The following is a 12181-nucleotide window of genomic DNA, read 5'->3' on the forward strand; positions in this document are numbered from 1 at the left end:
ATTTTATATTTTTTTATAAGACGGGATTTAATCTACCTTTCTAAACACTAATAGTTTTCCATTAGGATTAGACAATATCAATCTTAGATCTCCAATTGAATAGGTAGTCGTACTTTGTAATGCCTTTACAAACTCGCCTTCTTTATTACTCGGCAAGCAAGCCATCATAGTTGAAGCTACATCAGAGAATCTCAACAATCCTTTTTCAAAGAAAATAGTTCCCCCAATAGAATTACAGCCTCCAAATCCCATGAATTTATTCTCCGCTGCGTTAATTTCAATTCTTGGCATTTCTTTTTGAAAATCGGCAATAGTCACTTTTTTCCCATTTAACTCCTCTAAAACCCAGATATCATGCAAACGATAATCCGTAATGTATTTGCCGCAGCCGTTTAAAGTCTTACCATTTATCTCTACCTTAACGGTATAAGGTGAAACAGTTCCCGACATTGAATCCGTACATTCAAATTGCTGAACGGTAATGGTAGCTGAAGTTTTTCCATTGTTTACTTTATACATCTTTACATTGGCATCCATTGCTCTGATAGGTTCAACAGATTTAAAACTAATGGATTCCATTCCTTCGATCAACGAAGTAAAAACAATTTTATCTTTTCCAAATTTTAATCCCCAAAAGGGTTCATTTCCAGTAGCTTCAAAATAAACACTTAGGTCCTCTTCTTCCGAAGTTGTTTTAGAAGTTGTTTCTTTTGTGTTTGTTTTTTTAACTGCAACCGACTTACAACTTAAGATCACAGACATTAGGGCGCATAGTAAAAATACTTTTTTCATATAATTAAATTTTTATTATGACTCCACACTAGAAAAAACCGAGCCAAGAATCACTACTGCCTGTTTTTTATGATTTTTTTAAGTAGAACCTATTGTTAAATTTAAGAAAAATAACACAATTACAAAAAAAATCTAAAAACTAAAAAATACTGCCAACTCCAACCGCTTAGAAAGAATGCAGTAAAACAAATCTATACTTCTCATTATCGAAAAAATTCACGTAATAACTAATTTCAGTATCTTTGAAATCTATTCTTTTACTAAAAAAATGAACACACCTTTTCAAAAAGCCAGCCAATTGATTGATGTTGAGAACGCTCAGGATCCGAATATCGAAATCTATCAAAATATAGAGTATCCGAAAGAATTACTGTATTCCGACAGGATGTATAAAAGATTGATGCAATTTGAACCTAAAGCTTCAGAAGAAATTCAGATTGCTTCGAAAGCACAGCACATTTGCCGATGGAAAGTGGCACGCGAATCTTACCCAATGGATCGTGTAGGTTATTTAAAATGGAGAGAAGAGCTTAAAAAATTCCACGCAAAAACCACTGCAGGAATTTTAACGAAAGTAGGATATGCCCCAGAATTTATCGACCGTGTTTCATTTTTGATTGAAAAAAAACTGCTTAAAAAAGACGCCGAAACGCAACTGCTTGAAGATGTAATTTGTTTGGTTTTTTTAGAATATTACCTTGATCCGTTTGTGCACAAACACGATGAGGAGAAACTCAAAAATATCATAAAAAAAACCTGGGATAAAATGTCAAACAAAGGACATGAGGAAGCCTTGAAGATTAGTTATACTGAAGAAAATTTAAATCTGATAAAAGCCTCTTTAGGTCTTTAACTTAATTTTAAATTAAGGAAAATTCCTTTCGGTATCTTCTGCGTAATTCTTCATTCATATTACGTATATTTGCGTAGTCAATTTAGATCAATATACGTAGGATCTTGAAGTAACAATTAAATAAATAATGAGTAAAACGATTCGGGTAGTCCTCGCGGATAATCATGTTTTTGTAAGGGATGGAATAAAATCTTTGTTGGAAAACGAAGTAAACATAGAAGTTGTAGGCGAAGCTACAGATGGAATCGATACACTCGAAGCTGTTGCTGTAAGTGAGCCAGACTTACTTATACTAGACATACGTATGCCGCATTTAACTGGTATTGAAGTAGTCGAAAAACTTAGAAGTGAAAATAATAAGGTTAAGATTATTATACTCACCACTCATGAATCTGAAGAATACGTATTAGGTGCATTGAAAGCAGGTGCCGAAGGGTATTTACTAAAAGATTCCAGCAAAGAAGAATTTTTAAAAGCCTTACATACAGTTTTAAATGGAGGAAAATATTACAGCGGTGATGTTTCAGGAATTTTAATTCATCACTTTGTGCATTGTACTGTTTCATTAGGGCCTAAACAAGCTTTAGCCGAAGAAATCACGATTACTAAGAGAGAAAAAGAAATTCTGTCTCTTTTATTATCCGGAAAAGGAAATAAGGAAATTGGCGAAACTCTTAAAATCAGTAAGCGTACTGCCGAAGTCCATCGTTTTAACTTAATGAAAAAACTAAAAGTAAAAAACCTGATGGAGCTTTCAAACAAAGCAAGCGAGTATTCTTTGTTATAAAAATTACGTACAATTACGTAACTGCTTCCAAAAACTACGTTTTAATCCTTTTTAACGAAGCAAAGTTGTACTACTTACTTTTTATTAAAATGTGCTCATTTTCATTTTAACACATAGAAACATAGATTTTCTGGTTGAAATTTAGGCGTTTTACTTTTAATAAAACACAGAGTATACTATGTGAGAGGAATACGTTTCTCTTACACATTCTTTTTTAGTCCCTAAAAATCTATGTTTCTATGTGTTAAGTCATTTTTTTTTACAAATTAGATTCAGGGGTTTAAAAAGCAAAAAACGGGTTGCACTCTCCAGGGTATTTTATTTTCTATTTTCCTAACAGTAATTTTTTACGATCTAAGCCCTTCGATAACACCTTATAAATTGGTATATTTGAGAGGGTCTTTTCTCAGACAGGAAAATCAGCTTATGAAAATTATAGCATGGAATTGTAATATGGCATTTCGAAAAAAAGCAGGCTTTCTTGACGCTTATAATGCCGATATTGCCGTAATTTCTGAATGTGAAAATCCTGAAAATTTAAAATTCCAAACCGATGCAAAATTGCCAAATGACCTACTTTGGTACGGAACCAACCCACACAAAGGACTTGCCGTTTTCTCCTACAGCAATTATAAGTTTCAATTGTTAGACTGTCACAATCCTTTATTCAAAAACATTTTGCCAATAGCGGTTTCCGGCGGAGACATCGATTTTACGTTGTTTGCCATCTGGGCCAATAATCCACAGGACAAAGACGGCCAATATGTAACTCAGGTTTGGAAGGCGATTAATTACTATGCCGATCTGATCAAGGAACAAAAAACCATTTTGATTGGAGATTTTAACAGCAACACGATTTGGGACAAACCCCGAAGGGAAGGAAACCATACCACCGTTGTAAATAAACTGAGCGAAAAAAAGATTTTCAGCACCTATCATACCTATTTCAATCAGGAACAGGGCAAAGAAGAGCATCCTACTTTATATCTTTACCGGCATGAAAACAAACCCTATCATTTGGATTACTGCTTCGCCTCGCAAGACTTTATAGCCGTTTTAGATACTGTCGAAGTTGGCACTTATCAGGACTGGACGATGCTGAGCGATCATAAACCTTTAATCATTAATTTCAATATATAAATCATGAACAACTCCTGGACCGAACGGTGGAACGACCGTTACAGCACCGAAGAATTTGCCTATGGCACCGCGCCCAACAATTATTTAAAAGAAACATTAGAAAAACTAGACATCGGAACAATTCTTTTCCCCGCTGAAGGCGAAGGCCGGAATGCTGTTTTTGCTGCTAAATTAGGCTGGAAAGTTTCAGCATTCGATATTAGTTCAGAAGGTAAAAACAAAGCTCTTAAACTGGCCCAGTCTCAAAATGTTATCATCGACTATCAGGTTGGAGAATTAGAAACTTTAAACTATCAGCCGGGACAATTTGATGCCATTGCTTTAATTTATGCACACTTTCCGGCAGAAATTAAATCGGCAATACACAAAACACTGGATCAGTATTTGCGCAAAGGAGGCTATATTCTTTTTGAAGCATTCAGCAAAAAACACTTGGAATATCTAGCTATAAACGATAAAGTTGGCGGACCAAAAGATATTGCTTCTTTGTTTTCAATCGAAGAAATTCAATCTGACTTTCCCGATTATGAGATCAGCACACTGGAAGAAAAAGAAATCGAACTCAATGAAGGTCTTTTCCACAACGGAAAAGGTTCCGTAATCCGATTTATCGGAAAGAAAAAGTAATTCGTTTTACAAACATTTGTAGAGACGCTGCAATGCGTCTCTACACCGCACCTCCTTGCCCTCAAACAATTGTGTTCAGCTATCTCCGATCACAACTGAAAATTTACAGTTTATAATTCACAGTTTACAGTTTACAGTTTATAATAAACATCTCACTATTTACTGCTTACAGCCCACAGTTTACATCCCCATATTTCTCCCATTTTCCATGTAGAATTGTTAAGAGATTTCGGCTTTATATTTCAGCTAAAAAACCAAACAATTCACTTTCAAACACTTAATATTATTTTTTATAAGAAAACTTAACATTGAATACCATGTTTTATAATTATCTTTACTTAACTATGAGTTAACAATTTAGTTACATTGATAACGATAACCTTACCTAAAAGCACATTTATATGGAAAACAAACCCGAAGAAAGTACCCCGGAAAAAATCGATTCTGTAAAACCCGAAGCTGTTCAACCAGCTACAGAAAACGTAAAACCAGCCAATACTCCTGTTAAGAAAGCACCAGTTCGTAAAGCAGCACCTGCTAAAACAACAGCAGCAAAACCGGTAACCCCTAAAGCTCCTGCAGCTTCTGTTACCAAAGCCGCAACAACTACAGCAAAAGCACCTGCCAAGGCTGTTGTAAAAACAGCTGCAGCGACTACAACAACACCGAAACCGGCGGTAGCAAAAGCACCGGTAAAAAAAGTAGTAACACCTGCTGCTAAACCAGTAGAAAAAGCCGTTACTCAAACACCTGTTGCTAAATCAAAAGAAGAAAATACTAACCAGACAGCTGAAATCGAAGAAAATAAAAAAGATAAAGCTGCTAAAAAAGCCAAAAAATTGAAAGACAAAGAGAAAGACAAAGCCAAAAAGAAACTGGCTAAGAAAAAAGAGAAAGCTAAAAATGATAAAAAGAAAGAAAAAGCTAAAAAAGCAAAACTAAAAGCTGCAGCTAAGAAAAAAGAAAAAGCTAAAAAAGCGAAAGACAAAGCTAAAGCTAAAAAAATTGCAAAAAAGAAAGCAAAAGCTCAGAAAAAAGCAAAAGCCAAAAAGAAGAAAAAATAATACATAAGAAAGGTTTGACTTTATAAAAGTTGAACCTTTTTTTTATCTTACTATACCTACACTTCTATTATCATTTTGAAGAAAGGAAAAATTAACAACCCTTTGTGTTGAGTTTTTTAGCCTCCTAACCACCAATTGCAATCATGCTGCGGTTATCAAAATGTTTTGCAGGATCATTCATTTCATCAATCGTTACCATTCCGGCACGAACTTTCTTCTTACTTTGAACAGCAGCTGAAATGAGATCCGTTATCGGCTCAGCTTTTCTAAAAGGAGTTAAAAGATCTATTTCTGAATTAGAGAAAAAACAATTTTTTATTTTTCCATCGGCGGTTAAGCGAATTCGGTTACAGCTGTCACAAAACGGATTTGTAATTGAACTTATAATTCCGAAATCTCCCTGAAAGTCTTTTATTTTATAGGTTCTCGCCGTGAAGTTTGCTTCGTCTTTGAGTTTTATAATTTCCTGTTTTGAAAAACCATTTCCTACCCAAGAAAGAATCTCCATTTGCGAAACCATCCTGCTCCTGTCCCACTCGTTCCCTGCAAAAGGCATAAACTCAATAAATCGAACCGAAATAGGTAAAAACCGAGTTAGTTTGACAAAATCAACAATTTCGTTATCATTAAAACCTTTCATCAAAACGACATTTACTTTTACCTGAAAATCATGATTCAAAAGTAAATGCAGATTATCGACAACTTTGTCAAACTGATTTCTAAGTGTTATCGAATGAAATTTCGACGCAACCAGGGTATCCAGACTTAAGTTGATCTTTTTAATATTAAACTGCTTTAAAGCCTCAATATGGCGGTCGATCAAAATTCCGTTTGTAGTCATCGAAACCGAAATATCGAGAGCAGCCAGTTTTGAAATGATTTCTGGAAAATCTTTTCGCAAAAGCGGTTCACCGCCTGTTAATCGTATTTTATCAACACCCTGTTGCACGAAAATCCGGGCAATACCAAAAATCTCATCGGCAGTCATTAAACTGGCTTTTGGAGAAAGTGCGATACCGTCAGCCGGCATGCAATACGTACAACGCAGATTGCATTTTTCCAGCAGCGAAATGCGCAGATAATTGTGTCTGCGTCCAAAACCATCCGTCAAAATAGTGTTAGAGGCTGTCATGATTTTTTCCTTTTAAAACATGAAAAATATGCATAACATGCGGAAAAACCGCATCCATAGACTCTCTTGCTCCGTTTGTCGAACCCGGCAAAGCCAAAACTAAACTCTTACCCAAGGTTCCGGCTACGCTCCTGGACAACATCGCATAGGGCATTCTCTGCTGTCCATAGTCCCGAATCGCTTCTTCAATCCCAGGAATTCTGCTTTCTAAAATTGGAGATAAAGCTTCCGGTGTAACATCTCGCGGAGACAAACCTGTACCACCCGTAAAAATCACCAATTGATGTTCTTTAGCAAACGTTTTTGTTCTTTCCTGAATAATATCAAGTTCGTCAGGAATAATTTCATAATGCGGCGTCTCAACACCATAGGAGTTTAATTTTTCGACTATAACTTTTCCCGAACGATCTTCTTTATCACCCGCAAAAATAGAATCGGAACAAACAAAAACTGCCGCTTTTATTGCATTCGGGAATTTATTTTTAAAAGACGATTTCCCACCTTCTTTCTGAATCAATTTTATGGTCGAAATTTCGATTTCTTTATCAATCGGTTTCAGCATATCATACATGGTAAGGGCTACGATTGATGCTCCATGCATCGCCTCTACCTCAACACCGGTTTTATATACGGTTTTTACCGTAAAGATGATCTGAATCTCCAGACCCTCGATCTTATATTCAACTGAAGTAAATTCAATCGGAATCGGATGACAATCGGGAATCGATAAATGGGTATTTTTAACCGCAAACAATCCCGCCGTTTTTGCCATTTCGAGTACGTTTCCTTTTGGCACTAAGTTATTGGTCACAGCATTAATCGTTTCTTGTTTACTTACTTTTACAATTGCAGTGGCGGTTGCTTTTCTTAAGGTGCTTATTTTATGCGTAATATCTACCATTGTGTCTTATTAGGAATTCTGTTTCCAAGTGAATGTATCGTTTTCAAACATTTCTTTACCAAAGATGGGCACATCGGTTTTAACCCAGTTTACGATAGCTTCTGTTGCTTCATAAACTTGTTTGCGTCGCGTTGCTGAAACAAAGACAAACAAACAAATTTCGCCCGCTTTTACAATACCCAAACTGTGGTAAATGTGCATACAGGTCAAATCAAACTTAGCAAACGCTCTTTCGCGAATGGCATACAAAGCTTCATTGGCCATATCGGTGTAAGCCGAATAATCGATAGCTACAACAGTATTGTCGTGAATCACATCGGCACGAACTTGTCCTAAAAAAATATTATGCGCACCAATCGTGTGTTTGGATTGGTGTTTTGCGATCGACTCGGCTATAAATTCAGGACTAATTGGCCCTTCTACAAATACATTTTTACTCATTACTTCTATTTTTTTTTGCCACAGATTAAAAAGATTTTTCTTTGGCCATGAATTCACGAATTTTTCTAATTCAAAAAAACTTGTGAATTAGTTGCCAATAAATCTGTATGTTTTTTCACTTCTTTACAGGCGCTCTACTTTTTGATTATCCTCCTGCAAATGGCGGCAATAAAGCAACCACATCATTCATCTGCAAAGTACAGTCCACCGTTTTTGAAACTATTTTTTGATTTACTGCTACGCTGAAAACAAGCGAATCAAATTGGTATTTCTGGTCTAAATCACGCAATAATTCCTGCAGTGACACTTCAGAAAAAGGTACTTTTTCAAGTTCACATTGGGTTCTTTCGGCAACAGCTCCAAAATATTTAATCTCAATCATTTTTATAAATTTAAATTCTGAAAAATAAACTCATCTTCAAAATGTTCCTGAAAATAAGAAATCCAGCTTGAAGTATTTTTCACTACTTCACCAATGACAATAATAGCCGGCGATGTTATATTTTTTTCAGAAACCAATTTAGCAATTGAACCAATAGTTCCAATCACTTTTTGTTCTGTTTTTTTCGTTCCGTTTTGAATAATGGCAATGGGAAGATTGTCGGTTCTATTCTGCTGATAAATAGAAATTATCTCCTCTAATTTATGCATTCCCATCAAAATAATTACGGTTGCATCCGATTTAGAAGCCAAATGAATATCCTTGGATAGCTTATGATCTGAGGTTGTTCCTGTAATGACCCAAAAGCTTTCGGCTACTTTGCGCTGTGTAACGCTTATTCCGACCGAGGCAGGAACTCCCAAAGCAGATGAAATTCCGGGAACAATTGCCGTTTCGATTCCAAAATGTTCTGCAAATTCAATCTCTTCACTTCCTCTTCCAAAAACAAACGGATCGCCTCCTTTCAAGCGAACCACATGTCCGTGGCGCTTTGCCATTGACACGATCAGTTCGTTGATCTGATCCTGCGTGTATGCATGGCAGCCCAGTCGTTTTCCAACAAAAACAATTTCGGCATTTGATGCATAATCCAACAATTCTTCATTGACCAAAGCGTCATACAAAACCACATCGGCCTGCTTTAAAACCTTTATAGCTTTCATCGTAATCAGTTCAGCATCACCCGGTCCTGCACCTACAATCGTTAGTTTTGGTATTTTTAAGCTTTGCATAATCTTTTAACTTAAATTGGCATTCAAATCATTTAATTCGTCAGCCGAATTAATATTGGTTAAAGGAATGATCTCACTTTCATCCAGATTAATAATCTGATGTGGCATTCCTTCCAGCAAATCCATCATTTTTAGTGCATTCGAATCAATAGCCTTTTTAATAAAAGGGATCATCTTTTTGGAATAAATTCCTATTAGTGGGTGCATTCGGCTTTCCGAAGCAAAAACGGTAATTCCGGCTTCTTCCGTATGTTTTGAGAGTAACTCCTGTAATAATTCTGTTGAAATTAACGGAATATCACAGCTCAGAATCAGGTTAAATTCGGTTTCGGAATGTAGTAAAGCAGTATAAATCCCTCCTAACGGCCCTTTGTCTGCAATAACATCGGGTATTTTTTGATAAGGGAGATAATCATACTCTTTTGATGCAGTAACCAAACTTATTTCTGCCGTAATAGGCAAAATCGCACTGATGATGTGCTCTATAAATGGCTTTCCCCGAAACAAAACCAATCCTTTCTCTGACTGCATCCGGGAACTTTTTCCTCCACAAAGAATAAATGCTGTTAGTGTTTCCATTGTTTTTAGTGTTTTGTTTCAGGTTTTCTTGGTTTCAGGTTGAAATGAGAGAAAGTTTAACTTTAAAGGATAGCCATTACATTCCTACTATCTTTTTATTATTCCATTATTAAGGAAAAATCAATTTGACACTTGCCATTAAAATTACGGTTCCTAAAACTATTTTCAGGGTTTTGTTTGAGAAATAACCACTTCCATAAAATCCTCCCAATACTCCTCCTACAACTGCAATCGGAACTAAATAAAAACTTTCGACAGGGATTGTTTTTCCGCCCATAAAAAAACCTAACATTCCCGCAAAAGAATTCACAAATATGAATAAACTCGAAATGGCCGCCGATTCTTTTACAGACGCCCATCCCAAAAACAATAGAATAGGACTTAAAATTATACCTCCCCCTATTCCCAACATTCCGGATAATAATCCGATTGCAAAACCAATTGTTAATGCAAATGGCAGGTTGATTTTAACAGCCTCTTTTTCTTTAAAATTAAAAACCCCAAACAACCTTAACGCTGCAAAAACCAAGACTACTCCTAAAACTGCTTTATAAATCGTATTATCTAATGTGACAAACCCGCCTATAAATGCTGCCGGAATTGACGCTATTGCAAATGGATAAAACAATTTTGACTTGAAATAATTCTTTCGATAATAAAAGAAAAACGAAATACTTGATACAAACAAGTTCAACAACAAAGCCGAAGGTTTCATCACCACCACCGGAAAAGCAAAAATGGTCATCAAAGCCAAATATCCCGATGCACCTCCATGTCCCACACTAGAATATAAAAATGCAATAACAATTAATGCAAAACTAAATAGTAATAGGTTTTCGGAACTTAATAGGATCATTCTGTAATGGTTTAATCGTTTATTTGTTTAACTGTTTATTTGTTTCAAGTTTTAGGTTTCAGGTTTGCTCCTCAATATCGTTTTATTTATATACCGATTCTCTTGGTTCTTGCATCTTTGTTCTACAATCTAAAATCTAAAATCTGCAATCTAAAACTCCTCTAATCTATCGGTAATATAGTTACTAAAGTCCCTTTTTCATAGGCTTCAACGTCCTCGGGAACAATTAGCAAACCGTTGGCAACGGCAAATGTATTGAGCATTGCGGAGCTTTGTCCGTCCAGTACGGTGACATTTGTTTCGTCGTATCTTGCCTTTAAGAATAATGTTTTGCCTGTATCGTTTTTAACATCCGAATTTAGCGTTCTGACTATTTTTGTCCTGTGAATTTCAGAATGCCCAATTCTGTTTCTGATGGCCGGATAAACATAGATATAAAAATTGGTCAGTGATGAAGCCGGATTTCCGGGTAAAGCAAAAACTAAGGTTCCATTTTTTGACCCAAAAAACATAGGTTTTCCCGGTTTTTGATTGATTTTATAAAAATGTTCATTTACATCATTGTGTAATAAAGCTTCTTTGACAAAATCATAATCTCCAACAGAGATTCCGCCTGAAACTAAAACAATGTCATACTTTTTTAAAATCTCTTTTAATGACTTTTTTGTAGCTTTCAGATCGTCTTTTACGCGATAGACTTTTGTTTTGTTTATTCCTGTCGTTTCAAGAGCGGCCTGAAGCATAACGGAATTACTTTCGTAAATTTTTCCCTTTTTTAGCTTTTCACCAGGTTTTACTAATTCATTTCCTGTCACTAAAATGGCCACTTTCGGTTTTTTGTACACTTCAATTTCTGTGATTCCTAAGCTGGCTAAAAAACCAATTGCCGCAGGAGTTATTAAAGTCCCTGCTTCAAAAACAACATTATCTTTTGCAATTTGTTCTCCTTTTAAGCGAACATTTGTACCTTTTGAAGGCATGACCGCAATCAAAATAGAATCTTTATTTGCGATGACATGTTCCTGCATTACTACCGTATCTGCATCATCAGGTACAAAAGCACCTGTAAAAATACGGACTGTTTCATTTGCTTTTAATTTCAAATTTGAATGATCGCCAGCCTGAGAAGTACTTATGATATCGTATTGATGTTTTATACTTTGAATAAAAGCATAACCATCCATCGCCGATTGTCGAAACGGCGGCATATCAATTGGCGAAATCACCTTATCGGCCAAAACATAACCCAATGCTTTGCCTATCGCTATTTGCTTCGTGGGCATTTTGACACAGTTCGCTTCAATTCTTTGTAATGCTTCTTCAACTTTAATCATAACGGTTGTTTTTTAAGCAAAAAACACTTTTTGTAAAAACATAAATTTTTACTTCTCACAAGTCTCTCTTATCACTTTTTTAAGAATATAAATTTAGCTTAATTCTTTGGATTACTCCCCTAAAAAATCAAATAGCTTTTTAGGATCAGAGGTTTTGGTTCCTTTATTCTAGAAATTTCCTTTCGGACGACCATACAACCTATAAAATTACGCACAACTGAACACACAAACAACTAATTCACAGTACTTTAATCAATTTATCCGCTTTATTATCCCATCTCAATCGAAAAATGCATTTCCAGACCATCACATTTATAATGAAGTCATACCTATAAAAGTTGCATTAAAAAAAAAAACATCTTTTGGAGGTTCCAACAACTTTTAGCTGACGTTTTTACCTTATTTTAAAATGAGATAAGATCTTAAAAATTAGAAAATTAAGTATAAAGTACTACATTTTTTAATTGAAAAAATAGAAGCTTATGCTTTTTTTCAATATCGT

The 12181-nt window shown here is 35.4% G+C and carries 14 protein-coding genes; 5 read left to right on the forward strand and 9 right to left on the reverse strand.

The window, feature by feature from the left end; translation table 11 throughout:
• Window positions 1-27: 27 nt before the first annotated feature.
• Complete coding sequence (locus AC3IS6_RS19990) at window positions 28-792, reverse strand: META domain-containing protein (protein ID WP_489161940.1); 765 nt, start codon at window positions 790-792, stop codon at window positions 28-30.
• A gap of 268 nt (window positions 793-1060) precedes the next feature.
• Here AC3IS6_RS19990 and AC3IS6_RS19995 point away from each other — a divergent pair, with 268 nt between their 5' ends.
• From AC3IS6_RS19995 to AC3IS6_RS20015, 5 genes are all read left to right on the forward strand, one after another.
• Complete coding sequence (locus AC3IS6_RS19995) at window positions 1061-1645, forward strand: DUF4202 domain-containing protein (protein ID WP_489161942.1); 585 nt, start codon at window positions 1061-1063, stop codon at window positions 1643-1645.
• Window positions 1646-1772: 127 nt separating this feature from the next.
• Window positions 1773-2432: a response regulator gene (locus tag AC3IS6_RS20000; protein ID WP_489161944.1), complete on the forward strand. Its 660-nt coding sequence runs from the start codon at window positions 1773-1775 to the stop codon at window positions 2430-2432.
• Between the two features lie 426 nt (window positions 2433-2858).
• Window positions 2859-3572: an exonuclease/endonuclease/phosphatase family protein gene (locus AC3IS6_RS20005; protein WP_489161946.1), complete on the forward strand. Its 714-nt coding sequence runs from the start codon at window positions 2859-2861 to the stop codon at window positions 3570-3572.
• A gap of 3 nt (window positions 3573-3575) precedes the next feature.
• Complete coding sequence (locus AC3IS6_RS20010) at window positions 3576-4199, forward strand: class I SAM-dependent methyltransferase (protein WP_489161948.1); 624 nt, start codon at window positions 3576-3578, stop codon at window positions 4197-4199.
• A 401-nt stretch (window positions 4200-4600) separates the two neighbouring features.
• Window positions 4601-5263 carry a hypothetical protein gene (locus tag AC3IS6_RS20015; protein WP_489161950.1) on the forward strand — a complete coding sequence of 221 codons (663 nt, stop codon included), beginning with the start codon at window positions 4601-4603 and terminating at the stop codon, window positions 5261-5263.
• A 124-nt stretch (window positions 5264-5387) separates the two neighbouring features.
• Here AC3IS6_RS20015 and moaA read toward each other — a convergent pair whose 3' ends face one another.
• From moaA to AC3IS6_RS20055, 8 genes are all read right to left on the reverse strand, one after another.
• Window positions 5388-6395 carry a GTP 3',8-cyclase MoaA gene (gene moaA / locus AC3IS6_RS20020; protein ID WP_489161952.1) on the reverse strand — a complete coding sequence of 336 codons (1008 nt, stop codon included), beginning with the start codon at window positions 6393-6395 and terminating at the stop codon, window positions 5388-5390.
• Window positions 6382-7296 carry a bifunctional molybdenum cofactor biosynthesis protein MoaC/MoaB gene (moaCB, locus tag AC3IS6_RS20025; protein ID WP_489161954.1) on the reverse strand — a complete coding sequence of 305 codons (915 nt, stop codon included), beginning with the start codon at window positions 7294-7296 and terminating at the stop codon, window positions 6382-6384. The genes moaA and moaCB overlap by 14 nt, the downstream gene beginning before the upstream one ends.
• Window positions 7297-7305: 9 nt before the next feature.
• The gene (locus AC3IS6_RS20030) at window positions 7306-7737 is read right to left on the reverse strand and encodes a molybdenum cofactor biosynthesis protein MoaE (protein ID WP_489161956.1); all 432 of its coding nucleotides are present in this window, start codon (window positions 7735-7737) and stop codon (window positions 7306-7308) included.
• Between the two features lie 145 nt (window positions 7738-7882).
• A complete protein-coding gene (locus AC3IS6_RS20035; RefSeq protein ID WP_489161958.1) occupies window positions 7883-8119 on the reverse strand; it encodes a MoaD/ThiS family protein in 237 nt (78 codons plus the stop codon).
• A gap of 2 nt (window positions 8120-8121) precedes the next feature.
• Window positions 8122-8910, reverse strand: coding sequence for a uroporphyrinogen-III C-methyltransferase (cobA, locus tag AC3IS6_RS20040; protein ID WP_489161960.1), 789 nt, complete (start codon window positions 8908-8910; stop codon window positions 8122-8124).
• A gap of 6 nt (window positions 8911-8916) precedes the next feature.
• Entirely contained in the window at window positions 8917-9489 is a 573-nt protein-coding gene (locus AC3IS6_RS20045; RefSeq protein WP_489161962.1) for a molybdenum cofactor guanylyltransferase, read from the reverse strand.
• 109 nt (window positions 9490-9598) lie between these two features.
• Window positions 9599-10345 (reverse strand): sulfite exporter TauE/SafE family protein, encoded by a 747-nt coding sequence (locus AC3IS6_RS20050; protein ID WP_489161964.1) that lies wholly within the window; start codon window positions 10343-10345, stop codon window positions 9599-9601.
• Between the two features lie 161 nt (window positions 10346-10506).
• The gene (locus AC3IS6_RS20055; RefSeq protein ID WP_489161966.1) at window positions 10507-11679 is read right to left on the reverse strand and encodes a molybdopterin molybdotransferase MoeA; all 1173 of its coding nucleotides are present in this window, start codon (window positions 11677-11679) and stop codon (window positions 10507-10509) included.
• Window positions 11680-12181 lie beyond the last annotated feature (502 nt).

The organism is Flavobacterium sp. KH_035 (assembly GCF_057839565.1).

Excerpts from the sequence above, each read along its gene's own strand:
- AC3IS6_RS20055 (WP_489161966.1), bottom strand. The coding sequence starts at position 11,679 with ATGATTAAAGTTGAAGAAGCATTACAAAGAATTGAAGCGAACTGTGTC.
- moaCB (WP_489161954.1), bottom strand. The coding sequence starts at position 7,296 with ATGGTAGATATTACGCATAAAATAAGCACCTTAAGAAAAGCAACCGCC.
- moaA (WP_489161952.1), bottom strand. The coding sequence starts at position 6,395 with ATGACAGCCTCTAACACTATTTTGACGGATGGTTTTGGACGCAGACAC.
- AC3IS6_RS20005 (WP_489161946.1), top strand. The coding sequence starts at position 2,859 with ATGAAAATTATAGCATGGAATTGTAATATGGCATTTCGAAAAAAAGCA.
- AC3IS6_RS20015 (WP_489161950.1), top strand. The coding sequence starts at position 4,601 with ATGGAAAACAAACCCGAAGAAAGTACCCCGGAAAAAATCGATTCTGTA.
- AC3IS6_RS20045 (WP_489161962.1), bottom strand. The coding sequence starts at position 9,489 with ATGGAAACACTAACAGCATTTATTCTTTGTGGAGGAAAAAGTTCCCGG.
- AC3IS6_RS20035 (WP_489161958.1), bottom strand. The coding sequence starts at position 8,119 with ATGATTGAGATTAAATATTTTGGAGCTGTTGCCGAAAGAACCCAATGT.
- AC3IS6_RS20050 (WP_489161964.1), bottom strand. The coding sequence starts at position 10,345 with ATGATCCTATTAAGTTCCGAAAACCTATTACTATTTAGTTTTGCATTA.
- AC3IS6_RS20010 (WP_489161948.1), top strand. The coding sequence starts at position 3,576 with ATGAACAACTCCTGGACCGAACGGTGGAACGACCGTTACAGCACCGAA.
- AC3IS6_RS19990 (WP_489161940.1), bottom strand. The coding sequence starts at position 792 with ATGAAAAAAGTATTTTTACTATGCGCCCTAATGTCTGTGATCTTAAGT.
- AC3IS6_RS20030 (WP_489161956.1), bottom strand. The coding sequence starts at position 7,737 with ATGAGTAAAAATGTATTTGTAGAAGGGCCAATTAGTCCTGAATTTATA.
- cobA (WP_489161960.1), bottom strand. The coding sequence starts at position 8,910 with ATGCAAAGCTTAAAAATACCAAAACTAACGATTGTAGGTGCAGGACCG.
- AC3IS6_RS19995 (WP_489161942.1), top strand. The coding sequence starts at position 1,061 with ATGAACACACCTTTTCAAAAAGCCAGCCAATTGATTGATGTTGAGAAC.
- AC3IS6_RS20000 (WP_489161944.1), top strand. The coding sequence starts at position 1,773 with ATGAGTAAAACGATTCGGGTAGTCCTCGCGGATAATCATGTTTTTGTA.